This window comes from Methylobacterium sp. Gmos1, assembly GCF_053764715.1.
This window is the reverse complement of record NZ_JBSNCC010000003.1, coordinates 526,135-549,668: the sequence shown is the minus strand read 5'-3', so window position 1 is coordinate 549,668 and position 23,534 is coordinate 526,135. Positions and strand designations below refer to the sequence as shown.

General features: G+C 69.3%; 21 protein-coding genes. 2 read left to right on the top strand and 19 right to left on the bottom strand.

What is annotated here, in order from left to right; all coding sequences use genetic code 11:
• Window positions 1-127: 127 nt before the first annotated feature.
• From ACS5PV_RS08740 to ACS5PV_RS08710, 7 genes are all read right to left on the bottom strand, one after another.
• Window positions 128-694 (bottom strand): cytochrome b, encoded by a 567-nt coding sequence (locus ACS5PV_RS08740; RefSeq protein WP_455394937.1) that lies wholly within the window; start codon window positions 692-694, stop codon window positions 128-130.
• Window positions 691-1,803, bottom strand: a complete 1,113-nt coding sequence (locus ACS5PV_RS08735; RefSeq protein WP_455394936.1) for a catalase family peroxidase — start codon at window positions 1,801-1,803, stop codon at window positions 691-693. The genes ACS5PV_RS08740 and ACS5PV_RS08735 overlap by 4 nt, the downstream gene beginning before the upstream one ends.
• Before the next feature lie 8 nt (window positions 1,804-1,811).
• Entirely contained in the window at window positions 1,812-2,579 is a 768-nt protein-coding gene (locus tag ACS5PV_RS08730; RefSeq protein WP_455395013.1) for an anti-sigma factor, read from the bottom strand.
• A gap of 2 nt (window positions 2,580-2,581) precedes the next feature.
• On the bottom strand, window positions 2,582-3,112 hold the full coding sequence (locus ACS5PV_RS08725) for an RNA polymerase sigma factor (RefSeq protein WP_455394935.1): 531 nt from the start codon (window positions 3,110-3,112) through the stop codon (window positions 2,582-2,584).
• 222 nt (window positions 3,113-3,334) lie between these two features.
• Window positions 3,335-3,865, bottom strand: coding sequence for a VOC family protein (locus tag ACS5PV_RS08720; RefSeq protein WP_455394934.1), 531 nt, complete (start codon window positions 3,863-3,865; stop codon window positions 3,335-3,337).
• A 189-nt stretch (window positions 3,866-4,054) separates the two neighbouring features.
• Window positions 4,055-4,903, bottom strand: a complete 849-nt coding sequence (locus ACS5PV_RS08715) for an alpha/beta fold hydrolase (RefSeq protein ID WP_455394933.1) — start codon at window positions 4,901-4,903, stop codon at window positions 4,055-4,057.
• A complete protein-coding gene (locus ACS5PV_RS08710; RefSeq protein WP_455394932.1) occupies window positions 4,900-5,868 on the bottom strand; it encodes an NAD(P)-dependent oxidoreductase in 969 nt (322 codons plus the stop codon). The genes ACS5PV_RS08715 and ACS5PV_RS08710 overlap by 4 nt, the downstream gene beginning before the upstream one ends.
• Before the next feature lie 265 nt (window positions 5,869-6,133).
• On the opposite strand from ACS5PV_RS08710, the gene ACS5PV_RS08705 reads away from it, so the two are divergent.
• Window positions 6,134-6,994: a LysR family transcriptional regulator gene (locus ACS5PV_RS08705; protein WP_455394931.1), complete on the top strand. Its 861-nt coding sequence runs from the start codon at window positions 6,134-6,136 to the stop codon at window positions 6,992-6,994.
• A 79-nt stretch (window positions 6,995-7,073) separates the two neighbouring features.
• On the opposite strand, the gene ACS5PV_RS08700 is transcribed toward ACS5PV_RS08705, so the two are convergent.
• From ACS5PV_RS08700 to ACS5PV_RS08680, 5 genes are all read right to left on the bottom strand, one after another.
• Complete coding sequence (locus ACS5PV_RS08700) at window positions 7,074-8,033, bottom strand: hypothetical protein (RefSeq protein WP_455394930.1); 960 nt, start codon at window positions 8,031-8,033, stop codon at window positions 7,074-7,076.
• Between the two features lie 619 nt (window positions 8,034-8,652).
• The gene (cynS, locus tag ACS5PV_RS08695; RefSeq protein ID WP_109971081.1) at window positions 8,653-9,141 is read right to left on the bottom strand and encodes a cyanase; all 489 of its coding nucleotides are present in this window, start codon (window positions 9,139-9,141) and stop codon (window positions 8,653-8,655) included.
• A gap of 168 nt (window positions 9,142-9,309) precedes the next feature.
• The gene (locus ACS5PV_RS08690) at window positions 9,310-10,287 is read right to left on the bottom strand and encodes an ABC transporter ATP-binding protein (protein WP_455394929.1); all 978 of its coding nucleotides are present in this window, start codon (window positions 10,285-10,287) and stop codon (window positions 9,310-9,312) included.
• 8 nt (window positions 10,288-10,295) lie between these two features.
• Window positions 10,296-11,135 (bottom strand): nitrate ABC transporter permease, encoded by an 840-nt coding sequence (gene ntrB / locus ACS5PV_RS08685; RefSeq protein ID WP_455394928.1) that lies wholly within the window; start codon window positions 11,133-11,135, stop codon window positions 10,296-10,298.
• Window positions 11,136-11,139: 4 nt separating this feature from the next.
• Window positions 11,140-12,507 (bottom strand): CmpA/NrtA family ABC transporter substrate-binding protein, encoded by a 1,368-nt coding sequence (locus ACS5PV_RS08680; protein ID WP_455394927.1) that lies wholly within the window; start codon window positions 12,505-12,507, stop codon window positions 11,140-11,142.
• A 244-nt stretch (window positions 12,508-12,751) separates the two neighbouring features.
• Here ACS5PV_RS08680 and ACS5PV_RS08675 point away from each other — a divergent pair, with 244 nt between their 5' ends.
• Window positions 12,752-14,584: a sigma 54-interacting transcriptional regulator gene (locus tag ACS5PV_RS08675; RefSeq protein WP_455395012.1), complete on the top strand. Its 1,833-nt coding sequence runs from the start codon at window positions 12,752-12,754 to the stop codon at window positions 14,582-14,584.
• Window positions 14,585-14,760: 176 nt separating this feature from the next.
• Here the strand turns inward: ACS5PV_RS08675 and ACS5PV_RS08670 are convergent, their stop codons facing one another.
• From ACS5PV_RS08670 to ACS5PV_RS08640, 7 genes are all read right to left on the bottom strand, one after another.
• Window positions 14,761-16,089 carry a PQQ-dependent sugar dehydrogenase gene (locus ACS5PV_RS08670; RefSeq protein WP_455394926.1) on the bottom strand — a complete coding sequence of 443 codons (1,329 nt, stop codon included), beginning with the start codon at window positions 16,087-16,089 and terminating at the stop codon, window positions 14,761-14,763.
• Window positions 16,086-16,478 carry a DUF2231 domain-containing protein gene (locus tag ACS5PV_RS08665; RefSeq protein WP_455395011.1) on the bottom strand — a complete coding sequence of 131 codons (393 nt, stop codon included), beginning with the start codon at window positions 16,476-16,478 and terminating at the stop codon, window positions 16,086-16,088. Before ACS5PV_RS08665 ends, ACS5PV_RS08670 begins: the two co-directional genes overlap by 4 nt.
• Before the next feature lie 457 nt (window positions 16,479-16,935).
• Window positions 16,936-17,808: an ABC transporter permease gene (locus tag ACS5PV_RS08660; protein ID WP_455394925.1), complete on the bottom strand. Its 873-nt coding sequence runs from the start codon at window positions 17,806-17,808 to the stop codon at window positions 16,936-16,938.
• Window positions 17,805-18,689: an ABC transporter ATP-binding protein gene (locus ACS5PV_RS08655; protein WP_455394924.1), complete on the bottom strand. Its 885-nt coding sequence runs from the start codon at window positions 18,687-18,689 to the stop codon at window positions 17,805-17,807. Before ACS5PV_RS08655 ends, ACS5PV_RS08660 begins: the two co-directional genes overlap by 4 nt.
• 11 nt (window positions 18,690-18,700) lie before the next feature.
• On the bottom strand, window positions 18,701-19,741 hold the full coding sequence (locus tag ACS5PV_RS08650; protein ID WP_455394923.1) for an ABC transporter substrate-binding protein: 1,041 nt from the start codon (window positions 19,739-19,741) through the stop codon (window positions 18,701-18,703).
• 673 nt (window positions 19,742-20,414) lie between these two features.
• Window positions 20,415-21,077 carry an NUDIX domain-containing protein gene (locus ACS5PV_RS08645; RefSeq protein WP_455394922.1) on the bottom strand — a complete coding sequence of 221 codons (663 nt, stop codon included), beginning with the start codon at window positions 21,075-21,077 and terminating at the stop codon, window positions 20,415-20,417.
• A 558-nt stretch (window positions 21,078-21,635) separates the two neighbouring features.
• Window positions 21,636-23,426, bottom strand: coding sequence for a thiamine pyrophosphate-requiring protein (locus tag ACS5PV_RS08640; protein WP_455394921.1), 1,791 nt, complete (start codon window positions 23,424-23,426; stop codon window positions 21,636-21,638).
• Window positions 23,427-23,534 lie beyond the last annotated feature (108 nt).

Genomic DNA, 23,534 nt, shown 5'->3' with positions numbered 1-23,534 from the left:
CTTGAGATCGGGCCGACACCTGGCCGTCGAGCTCGTGGAGATCGCGACGGCGACGAGCCGGGCCGAGGAAATCGTGTCACACGTCCCGCCTGCGCCGCGGTGAGGGATCGTGATGGCCGCGCCCCTGTCATCCCTCCGGCCGGAGCGTCGGTGCCGGGCGGCGGCGACGCCAGGGTGCCATGCTGGAGAACACCCCATCCTGGCGGATCAGCGCGTGCAGCAGCGCTGCGCCGAGATGCGCGAGGATGAGGCCGAACAGCGCGTAGGCGAGCACGGTGTGGACCGAGCGCAGGCCCGCATAGAGCATCGGGCTCTGGGGCAGGATCGGCGGGAGCACGAGGGGGCCTGCGAGCGCGACGGGGTAGCGCGCCGCCGACAGCATCGCCCAGCCCACGAGCGGCATCGCGAGCATCAGCGCGTAGAGCGCGACGTGCGAGGCGTGGGCCGCCCGCCGCTGCCACGGGGGCAGGTCGGCCGGCAGCGGCGGGGGAGCATGGCGCCGCCGGTTGGCCAGCCGCAGTAGCGCCAACACCAGGATCAGGATCCCCAGCGGCCGGTGCAGGGAGACCAGGACGTGGTAGTCGGCGATGGATGTCACCATCGCCACGCCGATCATCAGCATGGCGAGGATCAGCGCGGCCATGCTCCAGTGGAGCAGGCGCGCGGGCAGGTTGAAGCGGGGCGATGGCGTCACAGGGCGGCTCCGTGGGGCGGCGTACCGGCGACGGCGCTTTGCGCCTTGCCCTCGCCGGCGCGGCGGGTGAAGGACTGCGAGTAGGCCGCCGAGCGGGCGCTCAAGAGCGGGTCGTCGGACGGCGCGATGCCGAGCGGCAGGACGAGGGGATCGAAGTTCACGTCCCGGCAGTTGCCCGCCGCCTCGGGCGCCGACCCGGTGAGCGCCAGGGTGCCGAGGTCGACGCTCTCGCGGTCGGCGGGCCAGGGCTGCGTGGCGTCCGCGGTGGGATCCCCCGGTCGTCCCAGGGTCGCGACGAGATGCCAGCGCAACGCTCCCTGCCGGAGCCCGGCCGCGAGGTCGTCGAAGAGGTAGTTCTTGTCCCGCCGCACGGCTTGGGCCGCGGGCTGCGGCGAGGGCGTGCGCTCCGGCACGAGGGCGAAGCGCACCGGCGTGTCCCGGCCGTCCGCCGCCACGAGGCGAAAGGCGTTGAGGCTCCAGTAGGTGCTGTCGGCAAAGCCCGCGGTGACCGTGCGGGCCCTGATCAGGGCGGCCGCCTTCGCGCTCTCCGGGTGGGCGGCGAAGAAGCCCGTCAGGCGTGCGGGATCGGGCTTGCCGGTGGCCGGATCGGGCTTTGCGGCGAGCAATTGCTCGTAGAACGCCTCGGGGGTGCGCACCGGGAAGACCGGGATGTTGTTCATGCCCGTGCGCCACTCCTCGCCGTCCGGCAGCGTGAAACGCAGGGCGAGGCTGCGCACGGTGGCCTCGGCATCCGCCGCGTAGGGCTGGCCGCCCGCCAGCGCCACCCGGCCCGCGACGGGCGTCACCCGCCCGGCGGTGAACAGTCCGGCCTTCGAGAGTGCCGTGCCCGCGCCGCTCGCGGTGAAGCGGCCCTCGACGCAGATCCCCTTGGCGTGGTTGCGGCGGAAGCCAGGATGCGGGCCGTTCACCTGCTCGAAGCGGTCGACCACCCGCGCCGGCGTCAGCGCCCGGGGTGAGAGCCAGCCGCCCGCATAGGCAAAGCCGCAGGTCGTCCCGGCGAGCACCGCCCCGATGGCCGCGAGGCGCAGGAGAAGGGCGTGCGGCGGCATTCCGGGAGGTGCCCCGGTCAGGTCGTTCAGCAGAGACATCGGATCCCTCAGGTGTTCGTCGCCGTGGTGCTGCGGATCGTGTTGGCGAGGGGATGCAGGACGGCCGCCCCGGCCGCCCCGACCAGGCTGTAGCCGAGCCCGTCCTGCGCCCAGGCGTACCCGATGGCCGATCCGAACCGGTGCTCGCGCATCGGCGCGTCACCCGGCTCGGCCATCGGTCGCATGAGGACGACGAACCGTGTCCCGCGATGGTCGTCGTACATCAGGAGGCCCGCGGGGCCGTGCGGCGTGGCGACCAGGCGCCCGCCCATCAGCCGGCAACCGGCGGAACTCAGGTCCGGCACGCCGACCTTGCGGTCGAGCCGGGCGGAGAACCAGCGGGCGAGCTCGGCGCTGTCGCTCGCGGCGAGTTCGACCGGCCGCGTGCGGTCGGGCGCGTAGACCGCGAAACTGGTGCTCGCCTCCTGCGCCAGGGCATCGATGCCGGCAGGCGCGACCGCGCCGCGGAGCCCCCAGCCGCCGAGACCGCCCACCGCGAGGAGCAAAGCGGCCGCCGCGGCGTGCCGGGCGGAGGCCTGCAGCCGCGGCCGCCGTCGCGCCTCGACGACGTGCGCGAGGTTGAGCCGGGCCGGGATCGGTTCGGCCGCGATGGGCGCGAGGGCGGTCCTCAGATCGCGGCCGAGGGTGCGCAGTCGGTCGACCCGGGCGCGGGCCTCGGGATTGGCGGCGAGGTAGGCCTCGACCTCGGACTGGCGGGCCGTGTCGAGCCGCCCGTCCACGAGCGCGTGGAGGTCGTCCTCACCGATCGGGCGCAGGCTCACTTCACCCTCCTGAGAAGCGGGCGCTTGGCGGGGGTGGAGCCGCTCTCGCCGTCCATGAGCTGGATCATCCGGTCACGCGCGCGGGAGAGGCGCGACATCACGGTTCCGACCGGGATGGCGAGCACCTGCGCGGTCTCGGCGTAGGAGAGCCCTTCCACGGTCACGAGCAGGAGCACGCCGCGCTGTTCCTCGGGCAGGGCGTCGAGGGCCGCCATCAGGTCGCGATGGCGCAGACCGTTGTCCTGGCTCGCCGCGATCGCGAGGCTCGCCTCGGGTGCATCCTCCACAGCCAGGTGCGGGCCGCGCCGGGTCCGCTGGCGCAGCTGGCTGATCGCGAGGTTGTGCAGGATCGCGTAGAGCCAGGTGCGGGCGTCGCCGTCGGGCCGGCGCTGATGCCAGCGGCTCACCGCCCGCTCCAGGCAATCCTGGACGAGATCGTCGGCATCGACAGGGTTGCGGAGGAGGGCCCTGGCGTAGCGGCGCAGTGCCGGGATCAGCGGCCCGACGAGGCGCATCATGTCGCTCATGGCCAGCGCTCCGACATGCGCGGATCTCCGTTTCGTTCGCGGACGCCCTGCGTAAGCGCGGGAAACACCCTCACGCGGAGAGGGACGCCGTTCGCGGCCGCATATTCCATCCCTCAATCGAAATTTTTCGCAGGGGCCCGTGCGGCGCGACGATCCCCAGACCGGATTTGCCCTTGAGCATCGCCGCGGTCGAACCGACGCGAATTCCGTCTCGCGCCCTGATCATCCCTCGTCCTGCCACCGCCGCAGGTCGGTCTGGTCGTGGTAGCCCATGCGGTCGGGGGTGGTGATGAACTCCATCGTCGTGCCCCAGGGCATTCGGCCGTAGCAGACCTTGTTTCCCGGACCCTTCTCGGTCGCGTAGGGAATGGCGCGCGGCGCGGTGAGCGGCGTGCCGCCGGCCTTCTCGAAGCGCGCGACCGACGCCTCGATGTCGTCGGTGTAGAGCGCGAAATGCGTGATGCCGAAGTCGCTGGCCCGGACCGGCTGGGCCTGTTCGGGGCCGTGCATCTCGAACAGCTCGATGTCGGCCCCGGTACCGATCCTGACCATTGCCTGGGCACGAACGACCGTTCCGGGGAAGGCGCCGACCGCCCGCTCGAATTCGGGTCCCTGGCGCGGCGGATCCGGCGGTCCGAAGGACTGGTAGATCACCTGCGCGCCGAAGGCCTCCGCCAGGAACGATTTCGCCGCTTCGATGTCGGGCACCGTGATGCCGATATGATTGACGCCGCGAATGACGGGTGAGGACATGACAATCTCCTTTTCTCGACCGGGTCGATCGTTCGCGACCCCCTGACCCGGATCTTCTCGCAGGGTCGCGAGCGGCTTGGCGCACCTCGCGGCACTCCCGCCGCGCTGGCGCCGTCACACCGGGCGACGTGGGTGACCGGGGTTTCGTGAGAGACGCTCAGGCCCGCACGATCTCGCGGGCGCCGGTCTTCAGCTGGGCTTGATGAACGCGATCAGAGCCGCCGCGACGTCGTGCGGCCGCTCGTCGGCGACATAGTGGCTGCATCGTGCGATCGCGCCGCCGGTCACGTTGCTGGCGAATTCTTGCAGCATCGGCACCATCCGTGCTCCGAACCGCTGGTCTCCGCCTAAGCCAAGCACCGGCATCTCGAGCTTTTGCTTCTTGTACTCGAGGGAAGCCGCATGATCGGCGGCGAGAGTGCGATACCATTCCATGCCGCCGCGCGTGCGGCCGGGAAGCGCCATCGCCTTCGCGTAGATCTCGACGTCCGCCGGATCGAATGTGCCGTGATCGTAGAACCGCTCGGCCATGAAGGTCGAGATATACTCGTATTCGCGGCCATGGATCAGGCGCTCGGGCAGATCCCGGTTCCCATGGAAGCCAAAGTGCCAGAGCCTCGCGACCGTCGCCTCCCATCCGGTCCAGCCGGGGAGCGGCACGTCGAGCACGGCCAGATGCGTGACCGCCCCCCGATGGAGCGCCGCCTGCGGCAGCGCCACCATTCCGCCGATGTCGTGCCCGCACACCGCGTAGCGCTCATGCCCGAGGGCGATCATGACCTCGTGCGCATCGCGCGCCATCGTGGCCTTGTCGTAGCCGTCGAGCGGACAGTCGGAGAAGCCCGCGCCGCGCAGGTCGATCGCCACCACGCTGAAATGCGCGGCCAGCAGCGGCATCACATGGTGCCATTCCCACCAGGTCTCGGGCCAGCCGTGAAGCAGGAGAAGCGCCGGGCCGGCGCCTCCGGTGACGGCGTTGAGCTTGATGCCGTTCGCCGGCACGAGTTGCTGGGTGAAGCCCTGCAAGGTTGCGATCATGATCGCGCTCCGGTCGGATGTTGAGGTCGCAACAGCGCCGGCAGCCGGCGCTCAGGGCCGGTCGACATCGCTGGTGATCTCCGAATCGTTGTCTCAGCCGCCGCGCTACTGCCGCCGCGAACCGTCATGTCGGCCATGATCGACCAGTCCTTCTCCCCGAGGCCCGCCGAAACGGCCTTGCCGAGCCCCTCGCGGACGGCCTCGAGCAGCGGGAGCGTGCGTCCGATGCCGTTGCTGGCCTCCGTCGCCAGGCGCATGTCCTTGAGGGCGAGCCTGGCTCTGAACCCGGGCTCGAAGGATCGTTCGGTGATCTGCGCGCTGTAGCTCTCATAGGCGCGGCCCGAGAACAGGGTGCCCAGGATGAGTGCGAAGAAGTCCGCCCGGTCGAGGCCGACGCTCTCGGTCAGCACGACACCCTCGGCCATCGCCTCAATCGCCATGGCGATCATCATGTTACAGGCGAGCTTTGCGGCGTTCGCCCGAGCGGGGTCCTCCCCCAGCTTCCAGACCTTCTTGCCGAGGGAGGCGAGCAGCGGCTCGATTTTCGCGACGGCATCGGTCTTCCCGGCTGCCAGGATGTTCAGCTGGCCGCTCGCCGCGACGTTCGGTCGACCGAGGACCGGTGCGGACACGTAGCCGAGGCCGGCCTCTTCGTGCCGCCGTTCCAGTTCCCGCGCGAACGCGACCGAGATCGTCGATGTGACGACATGGGTCAGCCTCGGTCGCGCGCTCGCCAGCAGGCCGGCATCGAGGATCACTTCCCGAATGGCCTGGTCGTCCGACAGCATCGTGAAGACGGCGTCGGCCGCGAAGGCATCCGCCGCACGTTCGACCAGCGCGACGCCGGGAACGCTTTTCTGGGCGATCCTGCTCCGGTTCCAGGCCCGCACGTCATGGCCGGCCTTCACCAGGTTGAGAGCCATGGCCGAGCCCATGCTGCCGAGACCGATAAATCCGATCTGCATGGTCCATCTCCTGTTGTTCGGATCGAGCCCTGAGCATTTTCCGACGAAGTGGGCACCGGTTCGTCGCGGAAAATGCGGCAAAATCAAAGATATAGAGAGCTTCGCGATTGCAGCGCGATCGTGAAGTGCTCTAGCGACCATCCTCATGGCCGGAGGCTCCACCGAAGGACGCGTCGTCCGGTGATGGCGGCAATCTAGGTGCTTAGATTTGTACTGAAACCGACATCATTGTAATCTCGACGTTCAATTTTGTGCGGGTGCGGCCATGGAATGGAGCGACGTCAGAATCTTCCTCGCCATCGCGCGATCCGGCACGCTCGGCGGCGCCGCGCGTGCTCTTCAGACGAGCCATCCGACCGTCGGCAGGCGCCTTCGCGCCCTCGAGCAGGCGATCGGCCACACGCTCTTCCAGCGCACGGCGGACGGTCTCGTTCTGACCGACGAGGGCCACGGGATCATCGCGCTGGCCGAGCAGATGGAAGAAGGCGCGCTGGCCATGCAGCGCCGGCTCGCCGGGCAGGAGCAGAATCTCAAAGGCAGCCTGCGCATCTCGTCGGCGGACTGGTTCGGGGCCTACGTCCTCCCGCCGGTCCTGGCGGATTTCTCGAAGGCCTATCCCAATGTCGACGTCGAGATCCTGACCGGCACGCGCCTGTTCAACCTTGCCCAGCGGGAGGCCGACGTCGCGTTCCGCATCGTTCCGTTCGACACGGCCGATGTCGTTCAGCGGCGGCTGTTTAGGCTCGAATACGGCGTCTACGTCGCCGAGGAGGCGGCCGATCCCACATACGGCGACGGGACCGGTTTCCGGCTGATCACGCACGACACGTCCACGGGCCATTTCCCCGACATCGCCTGGCTCATCGAGAGTTTCCCCAACGCGAGGCCGGTCCTGCGGTCGAACAACCGCAACGTCCAGGGGCGCATGTGCCGGCAAGGCGTCGGCATCGCTGTCCTGCCTCGCGTGGTCGGCAACCAGATCCCGGGCATCCGCAACCTGGACATGCCGACCGCGCCACCGGCGCGAGACATCTGGATGGGATATCACCGGGACCTGCGGCGTCTTCAGCGCCTGCGTGCGTTCATCTCGACGGTATCGGACCACCTCGTGAACGCGACCGCATGATGCCGACACGGGACGATGCGGGTTCGCGCGTTCCGCCGGCGCCGCGCAGGATGGCCCGTCCTGTCGTCTGGCCCATCGCTCAGCTGCCGCGCCCAGCTTCCGCACCGAGACCGCGCTGCGCCTTCGAGCGCAGACGCTTGTTCTGGAAGACGAGCGTGACGGTGCCGCTGCCGCGCTCCGACCAGAGATACGTCTCGAAGGTGCCGAGACCGGGGATTGTCGTGGTGGCATCGATGGTGCCGCGGCATCCGAGCAGGCCTTCGACCTCGGCGAGACGCATCTCCGCCTGGAGCAGCTCGAAGGCGACGAGGCTGACTGGGCAATGCGTCCGCTCAGTGGGTGGCCGGTGCGCGGCGACGGGCGCCAGCGTGGAGCGGGACGGCGCAGCCGGCGATGGATCCGCGGCTGGCGGCTGCGTGCGCCAAGTTCGGGCGGGCGGCGCGTCATCCCACGCATCGGGGGAGATTGCCACCACAGCGACCGCGTTCGGCGCTTCCGCGTGCGGGGCGGTGGCGGGTGCCGTGTCGGGTCGCGGTCCTTCCGGTGCGGCGCTGCCGCTGCGCAGGGCGGGGGTGAAGGCCGGCCCCTGCCGCAGACGGGTGGGCCCGGTCGGCGCGCCACTGCGGTTGGATCCGTGCGGAGCCCGCTCCTCACCCGCCTCGACGGGCGCGCGGGCGTGCCCGACGACGATGGCCCGGCGCAGGGCCGTGTTCAGGCCGCGCAGGTCGCGGGCGAGGCGTTCGTTCCACTCGGTCCCGGCCGGCCCGGAGCGGGTCTCGCAGGATGCGAAAGCCGCAAGGGCGTCGCGGATCTCATCCTCGGTCCACTGCCCGGCGGGCTTGCCGAACAGGTCGGCCTCCCCCGGCGGCACGGCTGACGCGGCGGGTGCGCTGAGGCGGCCGAGCCTCTCCTCAGCGAGGGCACGGTGGGCGCCGCAGCCGCCGGCCGCCGCAAGGGCTGCGCGGAACGGCGAGGGGACGGCGGCAAGGGCCGAGGAGCAGGCGGCAGCCACCAGAGCCGATGCGAGAAGATAGCGCATGAGGGTGGTCCCTCGGAGTTAGGTCTCACTGCCTAAGCGAGAGGTTCGCCGTAAACGGACACTTAACACTCGGGCGGGAGCAGCGGGGCTTCGGCCACCATGCCTTACCGCCTGTTGACCATCTCGCTCCAATCGATCGCACCCGGCTTTCCCTCGCAGCGGGCGGCCGCACGCTCCTCAAGGGCGCAAGCCTCGCCGTCCTTGGGATTGCCCCGGGTGCTTGGCGCAATCCCACGACGCGAGTGAATCACAGGTCGAGAGACAGGCCCGATACGGCCCCATCTGACGCCGGCTCCAGGATCCGGAGCAAAGCACGACCGGCACGAGGCGGCCGTCGCCGAACGCTTGTCCTGCAACAGCCGGCCCGGTCGTGGCGCCGTCGTGCCAGCGCAGGCGGGGCCCGTCGGGAAGCGCACCCGGTCGACGGGATTCGAGATGCGCTCGCCACGTTGCACGAGAAGGTTGAGCGAGTTATCGACGGTTAGTGCGGTCGTTCCAACAATATTTATATATCAATCTTTAGAATAATGAATATATATGTATATTTGATATTCATATTAATAAATCATGAGTCCAAATACGATCGGCTGGCCCTCATGGAGGGCCAGCCAGTCATCTCTCAGCCTTCCTTGAAGCCGTATTCGGGCACGCCCTCTTCGTTGCCGTAGTATTTATACGGCAAAAACTTGCCCGACAGGCTCATCTTGACCCGGTCGCCCTTGTTGTTGGGCTCGCGCTCCATCGTCATGTTGAAGTCGATGGCCGACATGATGCCGTCGCCGAAATCTTCCTGGATCAGCTCCTTCCAGGTCGTGCCGTAGACCATCACCAGCTCGTAGAAGCGGTAGATCAGCGGGTCGGTCGGCGGCATCTGCGGGATCGAGCCGCGATAGGGCGCCTCGTTCAGCATCCGCTCCTCGGCCTGCGTCAGCCCGAACAGGGCGGCGGCTTTCGCCGCTTGCGCCTTCGGCAGCTTCATCTGGCCCATGCAGGCGGCGGTGATCAGGATCGGCGAGATGCCGCCGATCTCCTCCTGGATGTACTTCCAGGTCCAGCCCTTCTCGCGCTTGATGTCGAGCAGCTTCTCGGTGAGGTCTTCGCGCTTCATGGGGTCTCTCCGTGAATGTCGTGCCGTCCGGGCGGGGCGGCGCGTGGCTTGAGGCTCGGGACGGGGCAGGGGATGGCGCTCCCCCGCCTCGTCCCGCTCGGCGCGGTCCCGGGCACCGGCCGAAGGCGGCGCGGCGTCGTGCCCGGGGACCGGAACGGGCGGCACGGGTCAGGCCCGGCGGGAGGGCGGCTCGGCGGTGATCGCGGCGGCATCGGCCTCGCTGAGCGACGGGCGGATCACCGGCGGGTGGCGCTGGTCATAAGCAGCCGGCATCGCGTCGCGCAGGGTCCTTGAGCGGGACACGAGGAAGTCGATCAGGTGGTTGCGTAAGCCGTAGTAGCCCGGCGCGTGGTGGAGCTGCGTGCGGTCGCGGTCCTTCGGCAGCGGGTTCTCGACGATCTCGGCGACCTTCGCCTCCGGCCCGTTGGTCATCAGGACGATCCGGTCGGCGAGGTAGATCGCCTCGTCGACGTCGTGGGTGATCATGAACACGGTCTGGCCGGTCTCGACGCAGATCCGCCGCACCTCGTCCTGCAGCGTGCCGCGGGTGAGCGCGTCGAGCGCCGAGAACGGCTCGTCCATCAGCAGGATCTTGGGCTCGATCGACAGCGCCCGGGCGATGCCGACGCGCTGCTTCATGCCGCCCGACAATTCGGACGGCTTCTTGTGCTCGGACCCGGCGAGCCCGACCGTCGCGATCGCCTTCTTCGCCCGCGCCTCGATCTCGGCCTTCGGCGCCCGGCGCCAGCGCGACGAGACCGCGTAGGCGACGTTGCCGAGCACGCTGCGCCAGGGCAGCAGGGCGTGGCCCTGGAAGATCACCGCCCGGTCGAGGCTGGTGCCCTGGAGCGCCTGCCCGTCGACGATCACCGCCCCCTCGGAGGGCGCCTCGAGGCCGGCCAGGATGTTGAGCACCGTGGTCTTGCCGCAGCCCGAATGCCCGATCATGCAGACGAACTCGCCGCGGCGCATCGGCAGCCACAAGTTCTCGAAGATCGTGGTGGTCTTGCCCCCCGGCGCCGGGTAGCGCCGGGCGATGCCCTCGATCGAGATGAATTTTTCGGAATTGGACATGCGGCCGGTCCCGGCACCTCGGTCGGCGGCGGCGGCCTGCATGCGCCGCCGGAAGGGAAGGAGCGTGCTCATCGGAGGCCTCACTCGGGGAAGGTGACGAGGCGTTGCGCGCGGGCGAGCAACTGGTCGAGGACCATGCCGACGAGGCCGATCAACAGGATCGAGGTGATCACGTTGGTGATCGAGAGGTTGTTCCACTCGTTCCAGACGAAGTAGCCGATGCCGGTACCGCCGACGAGCATCTCGGCCGCCACGATGACGAGCCAGGCGATGCCGATCGAGATCCGCATGCCGGTGAGGATGGTGGGTGCCGCCGCCGGCAGGATCACCGTGAAGGCGCGCCGGATCGGCCCGACCTCGAGGGTGCGGGCTACGTTGAGCCATTCCTTGCGGGTGCTCGACACGCCGAACACCGTGTTGATCAGCATCGGCCAGAGCGAGCAGATGAAGATCACGAAGATCGCCGACAGCCCCGAATCCTTGATCGTGTAGAGGGCGAGCGGCATCCAGGCGAGCGGCGAGACCGGTTTCAGGATCTGGATGTAGGGGTCGAGCGCCCGGCTCATCAGCGGCGACATGCCGATGAGGAAGCCGACGGGAATCGCCACCAGCACCGCGAGCCCGTAGCCGAGGAGCACGCGCCCGATCGAGTAGGCGAGCTGGATGCCCAGCCCCTTGTCGTTCGGGCCGCGGTCGTAGAACGGGTCCTTCAGGTGGGTCCAGATCGTCGCGCCGACGTCGAGGGGGCCCGGCATCGCCGACTTGCCGGTGGTGGCGGTGGCGCCCATCAGGGCGGCGTATTCGGGGTCCATCGCCTCGGTCTTGGCCGTCCCGCTCACCGCGACCTGCCAGACGAGCAGGATCGCGGCGAGCAGCGTCAGCGCGAGCACCGCGGCGCGAAAGTTGAGCGAGCGCGTCATGGTCCTAGCCCGCCCGCTTGATCGCGAAGGAATCGAGGTATTCCTTCGGCTTTCCCGGATCGAAGGTCTTGCCCATCACCGAGAAGCTCTTGGTGGTGGTCTCCGGCGGCGTGAAGCCGTCCTGCTTCATCAGACGGGCGGCATCGGTCGCGAGGTAGACCTGACGCGCCACCGCGGCGTAGTCGACGTCGCCCTTGAGCTGGCCCCAGCGCTTCATCTGGGTCAGGATCCACACCGCGAAGGACTGCCAGGGGAAGGCGTCGAAATCGACCCGGTCGGGCACCTTGCGCACCTGGCCCAACCCGTCCGCGAAGGTGCCGGTAAGCACCTGTTCCACCACGGTCAGCGGCTGGTTGAGGTAGTTCGCCGGGGCGATCGCGGCGGCGATCTCCTTGCGGTTGTCCTTGTTCGAGGCGTAGGCCGTCGCCTGGATGATCGCCCGCAGCAAAGCCGCGTAGGTGTTCGGCGTCTCCTTGATGAAGGCTTCTGATGCCGCGAAGGCGCAGCACGGGTGCCGGTCCCAGATCTCCTTCGACAGGATGTGGATGAAGCCGACGCCGTCATAGACCGCGCGCTGGTTCACCGGATCGGGGGCGAGGAAGCCGTCGATGTTGTCGGCGCGCAGGTTCGCCACCATGTCGGGCGGCGGCACGGCGCGGATCTGCACGTCGGTGTCGGGATCGATGCCCGCTTCCGCCAGGTAGTAGCGCAGCAGGTAGTTGTGCATCGAGTAGTCGAACGGGACGGCGAGCTTGAAGCCCTTCCAGTCCTTCGGGTTGCGCCGGTCCTTGTGCTTCATCGCCAGGGTGATCGCCTGGCCGTTGACGTTCTCCACCGCCGGCATCGTGTAGGCCTGCGGGGTGGAGCCGAGCCCGAGCGAGATCGCGATCGGCATCGGCGCCAGCATGTGGGCGGCGTCGTATTCCTTGTTCAGGGTCTTGTCGCGGATCACCGCCCAGCCGGCGGTCTTCACCACCTCGACGTTCAGGCCCTGCTTCTCGTAGAAGCCCAGGGGCTTCCCCATGATGATCGGCGTGGCGCAGGTGATCGGGATGAAGCCGACCTTCAGGTCGGTCTTCTCGGGCTTGGCCCCTTGCGCGAAAGCCTCGGTGACGAGCTTGGTGGGGAAGAACTGGCTCACCGCGGCGAGCGCCGTGGCCGCGCCGACGCTGCGCAGGAAGGCGCGGCGCTCGGCGTCGTGTGGAAACAGCGCGCGCATCACCGCGCCCTCCACCGCCCGCGCCATCGCCGCCTCGCCGGTCGGGGCATCCTCGGCGGCATCGTGGGCGGCCTGGCTCGCATGGGCGCCGCAGGAGCAGCCACCACGGGCAAGGCGGCGTTTGGCATCGAAGGGATTGTCGAACAGGGCCATCGGCGCCTCGCGCGGTTCGGGACGTCGAAGTCGTGGCAAAGGATGTGCCAAGCCGGGCACGCGGAGAAACACTCGCGGAATCAATGGTTTTCGCCGGCCGTGCAAAGCTACGAGATCTCGTGTAAAACGAGATTTCGTAGTATGATGACGAGATCTCGTGATGTTCGAGACCCATCCGCAGGCGGCCGCCGAGCAGGGCCCAGCACGACGCTTCGGACCCGTCTTCGAGGCCGGCGCCGAGGCGATGCTCGTCATCGACCCCGACGCCGATCGGATCGTCGACGCCAACGACGCCGCCGCGCGCCTCCTCGGCCACGCGCGCGACGCGCTCCGCGGCCTCCCGGCGAGCGCGCTGCATCCGGGCCAGCTCCCGGCCCTGATCGTGTTCACGCAGGGCGTCCAGGCCAAGGGCCGCTGGTGGACCCACACGCTCACGCCCCGGCACGGCGCGGGCCGGGCGCTATCCCTGGAGACCGTCGGCGCGGTCCTGCCGGACGGGCTCGTGCTCTTCACCCTGTTCGACCTCGACGAGCGCCGCCAGCGCCAGGTCGACCGCGAGGCCGACCGCCACATGCGCGCCGGCCTGTCGGAATGGCAGCGGATGGAGCGGATCTTTCGCGACATCGAGCGCGAGAACCAGCTGATCCTGCGCGCCGCGGGGGAGGGCATCTACGGCGTCAACGCCGAGGGGGTGACGACCTTCGTCAACCCGGCCGCCGAGCGCATGCTGGGCTGGTCCGCCGCCGACCTCGTCGGGCGGGACATGCACGCGGCCGTGCACCACACCCATCCGGACGGCTGCCACTACCCGCACCGGGACTGCCCGATCTACGCCGCCTTCCGGGACGGGGCGGTGCATCAGGTCGACGACGAGGTGTTCTGGCGCCGCGACGGCACCTCGTTCCCGGTCGAGTATACCTCGACCCCGATCCGCGACCGCGGCGCGCTCGTCGGCGCCGTCATCGTGTTTCGCGACGTCAGCCAGCGCCGCGAGGCCGACGAGCGCCTGCGCCACGCGCTGGCCGAGGTCGTGTCCTTGCGCGAGCGGCTGGAGCTCGAGAACGCCTACCTCAAGGAGGAGATCCGGGCCGGGAGCCATCATCAGGGCATCATCGGGCAGAGCCCGGCCATCGAGGCGATCCGGCGCCAGATCGATCTCGTCGCCGGCACCGACGCCACGGTGCTGGTCACCGGCGAATCCGGCACCGGCAAGGAGCTGATCGCCCGCGCGATCCACGAGGCGAGCCGCCGCCGCGGGCGCCCGCTCATCCGGGTGAACTGCGCCGCGGTGCCGCGCGAATTGTTCGAGAGCGAGTTCTTCGGCCATGCCAAGGGCGCTTTCACGGGGGCGTTGCGCGACCGCGTCGGGCGCTTCGAGCTGGCCGACGGCGGCACGCTGTTCCTCGACGAGGTCGGCGAGATCCCCCTCGACCTCCAGGGCAAGCTCCTGCGGGTGCTCCAGGAGCGCTCGTTCGAGCGCGTCGGCGAGGAACGCACCCGCGCGGTCGACGTGCGCCTCGTCGCGGCCACGAACCGCGACCTGAAGGAGGAGGTGCGCCAGGGCCGCTTCCGCGGCGACCTGTACTTCCGCCTCAACGTCTTCCCGATCGGCGCGACCCCCTTGCGCGAGCGGCCGGAGGACATCCCGCTCATCGCCCGGCACATGCTGACCGGGGCGGCGCACCGCCTCGGCGTGCCCGAGCCCCGCCTGACGGAAGGCGATGTCCGCCGCCTCACCCGCTACGGCTGGCCCGGCAACGTGCGCGAACTGGAGAACGCGATCGAGCGCGGCGTCATCCTGGCCCAGCGCGGGCGCCTCCGCCTCGACCTGTCCGAAGGGGAGGCGGAGGAGTCCGCCCCGAGCGGGGCCGTCCCGGCCGATCACGCCGTCGCCGCCTCCGGCCATCCTCCGCGCAGCGAGGCGGCGCGGCGCGCCCGCGACCGGGCCGAGATCGTCGAGGCGCTGGCCCTGTGCGACGGCAAGGTTTTCGGACCGGGCGGGGCCGCCGAACTGCTCGGCATTCGCCCGACGACGCTTGCATCCCGCATCAAATCCCACGGTATCAAGAAGTCATGATCGCCGGCCGGTCCGGGGCCGCCGGGTCATAGCACCAAGGCCGTGCCGGCATTCCGGATCGCGGCGCAGGCGCGTTCACGCGCGTCAACCTCGGGCGGATGTCCGGCGCCGGTCTCAGGGGAACTCGCGGAAGGGGGCGTGCCTCGCCCATCCATCTCTTCACGCTCCGACCGCGGTCACGGCCCGGCCGGCGTCACCCGCCAGACCGTGTTGCCGAGGTCGTCCGCCACGAGGAGCGCGCCGCGGGGATCGACCGCGACGCCGACCGGGCGGCCGCGGGCCCGGTTCTCGGGATCGAGGAAGCCCGTCACCACGTCCCGGGCCTTCCCGCTCGGCCGCCCGTCGGCGAACGGCATGTAGACGACCTTGTAGCCGTTGAGCTCCTGGCGGTCCCAGCTGCCGTGCTCGCCCACGAAGGCGCCGCCGCGGAAGTCCGGGCCGAGGCGGTCGGTGCGCGAGAAGGCGAGGCCGAGCGGCGCGACGTGGGAGCTCAGGCCGTAATCCGGCTTGACCGCGCTCGCCACCAGGTCCGGCCGCGGCGGCTGCACCCGCGGGTCGACGTGCTGGCCCCAGTAGCTGTAGGGCCAGCCGTAGAAGGCACCCTCGCGCACGGAAGTCAGGTAGTCGGGCACGAGGTTCGGCCCGATCTCGTCGCGCTCGTTGACGATCGCCCAGAGCCGGCCGGTCTGCGGCTCGACGTCGAGGCCGGTCGGGTTGCGCATCCCGCCGGCGAAGGTGCGGTGCGCGCCCGTGGCCCGGTCGATCTCCCAGACCTCGGCCCGGCCGCGTTCGGCCTCGAGCCCGTGCTCGGTTATGTTGCTGTTCGAGCCGACGCCGACATAGAGCTTCGTCCCGTCGGGGCTGGCCGTGAGCGCCTTCGTCCAGTGGTGGTCGATCGGCCCGCCCGGCAGGTCGGTGACCTTGGTGCCGGGCTCCGTGATCCGCGTGTCGCCCTCGCGGTAGGGAAAGCGCAGCAGCGCGTCGGTCGCCGCGACGTAGAGGTCCTGGCCGATCAGCGCCACGCCGAACGGCGAGTTGATGTGCTCCAGCAGCACGCTGCGCACCTCCGGGGTGCCGTCGCCGTCGGCGTCGCGCAAGAGCGTGATGCGGTTGCCGCCCTTGGCGCCGGCGCCGGCGAAGGCCTTGACCCAGCCCATGACCAGGTCCTTCGGCCGGCGCACCGGCTCGACGTTCGGGCTGTTGGCCTCCACCGCCAGCACGTCGCCGTTCGGCAGGACATACACTTGGCGCGGATGCGCAAGGTCGGTGGCGAAGGCCTTGACCCGGAAGCCCTCGGGCACGCTCGGCGTGGCGTCCGCGGACCAGCCGACGGCCCGCGCGATCCGCATCGGCGGCAGCAGGTATTGCTGCGGCTCGGGCAGGACCGGATCGGGGCCGACCTGGCTCTGCGCGTCGAAGGGCTCGTCTTGAGAGCCGATGAATTGGCAGCCGGCGAGCAGCAGCAGGGCGCCGCCGAGGAAGACGGTGGAAAGGCGCGGGCTCATGGGGCCACTCCGACGCGGTGGCGGTAGACCATCGCCCAGCCGAGCCAGCCGGTGACGCACAGGCTCAGCACCACGACGCCCGACAGGATCAGCCCGGTCGGCACCACCGAGGTCCAGGCGTCGCGGCTGTGCACGAAGGCGTTGACCAACGACAGGCCGAGCACCAGGACGTTGCCGAGCATGTGCGCCCAGGCCGGCTTCTGCGCCCGCACGCGGCGGTGGCCCAGGAAGTCGGTGAGGCCGGCCAGCGCCGCCAGCACCCCGAAGACCAGCCCGGCCGCGAGCAGCCAGGCGGAGAAGTTCGCCCATTGCATGTCGGCGGTTCGCCAGTAGGCGAGGTCGGTGGCGAAGGCCCCGACGAAGCAGACGATCGGGAACGGCACCAGCATCGGGTGCAGCGGGTGCCCGGCGATCCGCGCCGTCGAGGGCGGGTTGCCGGGCTCGGCGATCCGGCCGGAGGCGGCACGATGGGTCACGGCGTCGTCGGTCATGGATCCTCCGGTTGGATGGCCGGCTCGCGTGACAACGCCGGATCGGCTGGGCGTTCCGGCGCGACGGGGTTGCACGCCGGGACGTTTCGGTGTCGTCACCGTAACGGCGCTCAGCCGGCGGCGGGCGACGGGCCGCCCTCGGCGGGGATTGCGGCCGGGCGGGCCATCAGGGCCTCCCCGACGTCGCGGGTGACGAGCAGCGCGGTGAAGCCACCTGTCCTGCCACGGCCGCACCAACGCGGCCGCCATCGCCACGCGGGTCGGCGAGTCGAACGGCTCGTCGAGCGGCAGCGACGGCGCGTTTTGTGCTCATCGACCATCCTGTCCGGGGCGTCCCTCGCCAGCGGCGCCGGCCCTATCGAACCTGCCCCCAGCGCCGGACCGTCACCCGCTCCAGGCTCGCGAACACCACCGTCTCGACCACGAGGCCGATGGCGATCACGAGGAGCAGGCCGGCGAAGACCCGGTCGGTGTAGAGCTCGTTGCGGTTCTGGAAGATGTACCAGCCGAGGCCGCCCCGGCCCGACGAGGCGCCGAAGACCAGTTCCGCCGCGATGAGCGTGCGCCAGGCGAAGGCCCAGCCGATCTTGAGCCCCGACAGGATCGCCGGCAGCGCCGCCGGGACCAGGATCCGGCCGACATAGGCGAGGCCCTCGAGCCCGTAATTGCGCCCGGTCATGCGCAGCGAATCCGGTACCGCCTGGAAGCCCGCATAGGTGTTGAGCGCCAGAGGCCACAAGACCGCATGGACGAGCACGAAGATCAGGCTGCCCTGGCCGAGCCCGAACCACAGGAGTGCCAGCGGCAGGAGCGCGATCGCCGGCAGCGGGTTGAACATCGCGGTCAGCGTCGAGAGCAGGTCGCGGCCGAATTGGGTCGAGACCGCGAGCGAGGTCAGCCCGAAGGCGAGGACGACGCCGAGGATATAGCCCTGCGCCAGCACGCTGAGCGAGATCCGCGTCCGCTCCAGGATCTCGCCGGTGGCGAGCCCGTCGAACAGGGCCGACAGGGTGGCGCCGAAGCTCGGCAGAAGCAGGTCGTTGTCCTGCCAGCGCGCCAGCCCCTCCCAGAGCAGGGCGAGCGCCAGAAGGATCAGGCCGCGGCGCAGCCAGCCCTGCTGCCACAGGCGCGTCGGCAGCGGCAGGCGGCGCTCGACCGGGGCCTCGACGAAGGGCGGCAGGACCCGGTCGTATTCCGGGCGGATCGGCGGCGAGAGGGCGTGGGTCATCGCGCAGTCGCCTCGGGAACGGGCTCGAACAGCCGGTCGTGCAGGCGCTGCACCGCGGCCTGGAAACTCCGGCTGCCGAGGCTCGACAGGTCGAAGTCGTGGCAATTGTACTCGCCGCGCACCCGGCCGGGATGGGGCGAGAGCAGGGCGACCCGGTTGCCGATCACCAGGGCCTCCTCGATCGAGTGGGTGACGAAGAGGAGCGTCATCCGGGCCTCGTCCCACAGCGTCAGCAACTCCTCCTGCATCTTGCGCCGGGTGAGCGCGTCCAGCGCCGCGAAGGGCTCGTCCATCAGGAGCACCTTCGGCTGCATGGCGAGCGCCCGGGCGATGGCGACGCGCTGCTTCATGCCGCCGGAGAGCTGGTGCGGGTAGCTCGCGGCGAAGGCCGTGAGCCCGACCTTGTCGATCGTGGCGCGGGCCCGCTCCAGCGCCTCGGCGCGCCCGAGCCCGCGGGCGGTGCGCAGGGGAAAGGCGACGTTCTCGACCACGGTCTTCCAGGGCGGCAGCTGGTCGAATTCCTGGAAGACCACGATCCGGTCCGGGCCTGGCTTGCGCACCGGTACGCCACCGAGCGTGATCTCGCCCTCGACCGGGGCGATGAAGCCGGCCACGGCCTTGAGCAGGGTGGACTTGCCGCAGCCCGACGGCCCGAGGAGCACGAAACGGTCGGCCTCGTAGACGTCGAGGTCGATGCGGTGGGCCGCCCGCACCACGCGGCCAGGCGTGCGGTACTCGAGCGACACGCCGGCGATGCGCAGGAGCGGATCGGGCCAGGGGCGCGGCGTCTCGCCCGGTCTCTCGCGCAGGGCTACGGACGGTTGCGGTGCCGCCACGGGCGCGTCGCGCCCGATCACGGGCGGCTCCATCACCAGCGTCATGGGATCCCCCCTCAACTGCCCGCGGCGATGCGCGGATTGACGAAGAAGTAGTCGTTCAGGGCCTTCGGCTCGTTCTTGATCGCGCCGACCCGGTGCATGAACTGGCCCAGGCCCAGCGTGTTCTGCGGCTCGATCCTGAAGCTGACCTCGGGGCTCTTGATCACCTTGAGCAGCAGGGCGCGGTCGATGCGGCTGCCATTGGCCTTGAGGTAGATGTCGGCCGCCCGCTCCGGATCCGCGGTGATGAAGCGGGCCGCCTCGTCGAGGGCGTCGACGAAGGCCTGGTAGGTCTTCGGGCTATCCTTGTAGAACTTCTCCGTCGCGTAGAGCACGGTCGAGGAGGCTGGCCCGCCCTGGACGTCGTAGGAGCTCAGGATCACCCGGGCGTTCGGGTTCTCGGCCAGTTCCTGCTCCTGGAACGGCGGGTTGCCGAAATGCGCCGTGATCTCGGTGCCGCCCTTGATGATCGCGGCCGCCGCCTCGGGGTGGGGCACCGCCACGCTGTTGCGGTCGAGGCGGGCGAAGTCCTTGTCGCCCCACAGCTTGGCCGAGGCCATCTGCAGGATGCGGGCCTGGACCGAGACGCCGACCGCCGGCAGGGCGATGCGGTCCTTGTCGGTCAGGTCGGCGATCGTCCGCACCTCGGGGCGGTTGCTGACGAGGTAGTACGGGAAGTTGCCGAGCGAGGCGACGCCGCGGACGTTCTGGCGCCCGCGGGTGCGGTCCCAGAGCGTGAAGAGCGGGCCGACACCGGCGCTGCCGATGTCGACGCTGCCCGACAGGAGGGCGTCGTTCACCGCCGAGCCGCCGGAGAGCTGCAGGTACTCGACCTTGATGTCGAGGCCGGCCTCCTTGCCGTGCTTCTCGATCAGGCGCTGGTCCTCGGCGACGTTGAGGAGCAGGTAGACGACGCCGAACTGCTTGGCGATGCGCAGCTGGCCCTCGGCTGCCGCGGCCGGGAGCGCCGCCAGCAGGGTCGAGCCCCCGAGCAGCAAGCCGCCGAGCAGGGCAGCGGCCTGACGGCGCAGAAGCCGCGAGCGTTGCTTGATCATCGCCATAGTCTCGTGGTTGTCGATGCCTGGATGCGATCGATGAGGTCGCGGATATATTCCCTTCTCTGCCAACATCGTCAACCAGAACGTTGTTTTAATTAGATTGTTCGACGGAGATGCGATTGCCTTTTCAGGCTGTGTTCCAGGAATATTATTCTTATTCGCCGCGCCACGGGATGGTCGCTGGCAGGCGCTCGACCTCCCTGGCAACGAGGGCGGCGATCTCGGCAGCGGGCGGGCCTCGTCGATATGGGGACGCTCGGGATAGGCGCTCAGCCTGCTCGCGATCGGCAAATGCGGCCTTGCATGCGGGACGTGGGCGCCGTCCCCCGCCCGCCGGCATCAGCCAGCATCCCCTTCACACAGCAAACTTCGGCGTCCCAGAAAAAACTCCGCCACGTCTTCGGGGTGCGCCTCTAAAGGCCATGCATGTGATACTTTCCTGGGAATAATTATCTTAATATTGATTATTAATGCTTATATATTAAATAATATTAGCTAATCTTGCGATAAAACAGCCATGAAAAATGTGATGATCGGATTTATTCTTGCAATAAGATCCAGGATGGTTCGTGATCGAAACTCCATCGGTCGGATCCCATCTCCGATGGTGCACGAAGCCGGGCCGCTCGCACGGGCGGCCCGGCTTCGATATTCCGAGAACGACTTCGGCTTACCCCATTTCGTCCGAGGAACGGCTATCTCGGCCCGTCAAAGGCGAGTCGACAGCTCCCGCCGCAAATAAATCCGGCCGACGCAGCTGCAGGGCTTGGGCAAGAACCAAGGTCTTCATGTCCCGCAGCTTGCCTTGGCTCATGAGCCTGGCCAAGTCGCGAAAGCTCATCTCCTCGACCTCCATCCGCTCACCTTCATGCACGAGGCCTCCTCCGGCTCCCGTGCGCGCCGCCGACGTGTACGGCGCGAGATAGAGCCAGATCCGCTCGGACGACACGCTCGGCATCGCGTAGGCATGCACGACGGGTTCGAGCTCATGCAGCCGCACGCCCGCTTCCTCGAACGCCTCCTCGATCGCGGTCACGTCGGCCGCCTTGCCGTCGAGCCCGCCCGCGGGAACTTCTGCTAGCGAATCCTGGTCGCCCCAGTACAAAGGCCCGACGCGCTCCTGCCGGACGAGGAGCACACAGCGGCGCTCGGCATCGTACGGCAGCACTCCGGCGGCCTCGCCATGATGCTCGAGAGCGCGCTCGACGGTTCGACCATCCGGCAAGCGGATGGTGGCGATCCCGAAGGTGTTCCAGCCCTCATGGATCACGCGAAGCTGGAAGCCCATCGTCTCGGTCATGCCACGCCTGCCAGCAGGATCGCCGTCGGTCATGCGTCGTCCTTCACCTTTCGCGGGCGGCCCGTCTTCCGGGGCCGCCGGTGCGCCGAGAACAGCGCCGGGTCGCGCGTCGCGGCCCGGCACGCGATGCCGACGACCTTCGGGACCTCGGCTCAGGCCTTGTAGGCGTTCCAGGTGCTCAAGGCGACGCCCAGGAGATCGTGTCCCAGAGGCTCGGCGGCCTCCTGGTTCGAGATCCGGGCGGCAGATTGCCAGGTCCTGAAGATCAACGGCCGCGAAGGGCTGAACCGCCCCGGGTTTTCCGGAGGCTCCAACTTCTGAGAGGATGGAGACATGACCGAAGTGAACAGCCCTGTTTTCGCCTGAGATGCGCGAGCGTGCCGTGCGGATGGTGCGCGACCAAGAAAGTGAGCACGGCTCGCAATCGTCGGCGATCCGGTAGATTGCGGCCAAGATCGGCTGCTCGGGCGAGACGAAGACCTCGAACTGCTCGCGGAATTGCCGGTTGTCGTATGCGGTAGAGCCGCCGGAAGCGGTTGAGGCCCGCGCCCGCACCGCCCGGATCGTCCCGCATCGTCGTCGAGCCGGGTCTCAGCTCTTGCTGCCGGGCAGGACCGAGCTCAGCACCTGCCGGGCGGTGTCGACCAGGAGGTGACGCTCCTCCGGGTCGCCCTTGCCGAGCATCGACATGTAGTTCTTCACCTGCTCGAAGGTGAAGAACGGCGGCAGCGGCGGCACCTCCGGGTCGGTCTTCACCTCCAGCACAACCGGCATCGGGCTCGCCAGGGCCTCGTCCCAGGCCGTGCCCATCCTGGCGGGGTCGTCGACGTAGAGGCCGCGCAGGCCGATCAGCTCGGCAAACTTGTGGTAGGGCACGTTCGGGATCGTCTGGCTCGCCTCGAATTTCGGGTTGCCCTCCATCACCCGCTGCTCCCAGGTCACCTGGTTCAGGTCCTCGTTGTTGAAGACGCAGCAGATCCAGGTCTTGTTGGACCAGCGGTGCATGTACTTCGCCACCGTGATCAGCTCGGCCATGTTGTTCATCTGCATGGCGCCGTCCCCCACCAGCGCGATCACCGGCCGGTCCGGATGCGCCACCTTGGCGGCGATGGCGTAGGGCACCGCCGCGCCCATCGAGGCAAGCCCGCCCGAGAGCGAGCACATCTGGCCGCGGCGCATCTTCAGGTCGCGGGCGTACCAGTTGGCGCAGGACCCGGAATCCGAGGTGACGATCACCCGGTCTGGCATCCGCGGCGAGAGTTCCCAGGTCACCCGCTGCGGGTTGACCGGGTCGGCCTTGGCCATCGCGCGGTCCTCCGCCTCCTTCCACCACGAGGCGACGCTCTGCTCGATGTCTTTCTGCCAGGCGCCACCCTCCGGCTTCTGCTCCAGCAGCGGCAGCAGCGCCCGCAGGGTCTCGGCGGAGTCACCCTGGAGCGGCACCTCCATCGGATAGCGCAGGGACAGCATCGCAGGGGAGAGGTCGATCTGCACGCCGCGGGCCTGTCCCTCCTGCGGCAGGAACTCGGCCCAGGGGAAGCCGGAGCCGATCATCAGCAGCGTGTCGCACTCCGCCATCATGTCGGAGGAGGGCTTGGAGCCGAGAAGCCCGATCGTACCGGTGACGAAGGGGAGGTCGTCCGGCACGGCCGCCTTGCCGAGCAGCGCCTTGGCGACACCGGCCTGGAGGCGGTTTGCTACCGCGATCACCTCGTCGGTGGCGTGGAGCGCGCCGGCACCCACCAGGATCGCGACCTTCTTCCCGGCGTTTAGCACGTCGGCAGCGCGCTGCAGGTCGGCCTCGAAGGGTACGACCTTCGGGGCGGTCCAGCCGACGCCCGAGAAGGTGTTGCCGTGCTTGCGGACCGGGGCCTCGTAGGGGACGTCCTGGAGGTCGTTCGGCAGGATGATCGCCGCGACCTTGCGCTCGGCCTTGGCGATGCGCATCGCCCGGTCGACGATGTGGCGCACCGAGGCCGGGGAGGCGGCCTGCTGCACGTAGGCGGCGACGTCCTTGTAGACGCTCGCGAGGTCGAGCCCCTGCTGGTAGTGCGCGCCGTTGACGTTGCGCGCCTGCTGGCCGGCGATGGCGAGCAGCGGCACGTGGTCGGAATAGGCGTCGTACATGCCGGTGAGAAGGTGCGTCGCCCCGGGGCCGGAGGTGGCGAGGCAGACGCCGACCTCGCCGGTGAACTTGGCGTAGGCGGTCGCCATGAAGGCCGCCATCTCCTCGTGGCGGACCTGGATGAACTCGAACGGCAGGTCGCTGCGCTGGAGCGCGCCGAGCAGGCCGTTGATGCCGTCGCCCGGGTAGCCGAAGATCGTCTTCACCCCCCACTCGGCGAGACGCTTCCAGACGAAATCCGCGACGGCGTCGGCCATGGCTGCTCCTCGCAAGCCGTGCGGCATCGCGGTCCCGATCCGGGGGGCCTGCTCGAGGATGCGGCGACCGGCTCGTCCGCGTGCCCCTGGGGCACTGCCTCTGTCGCG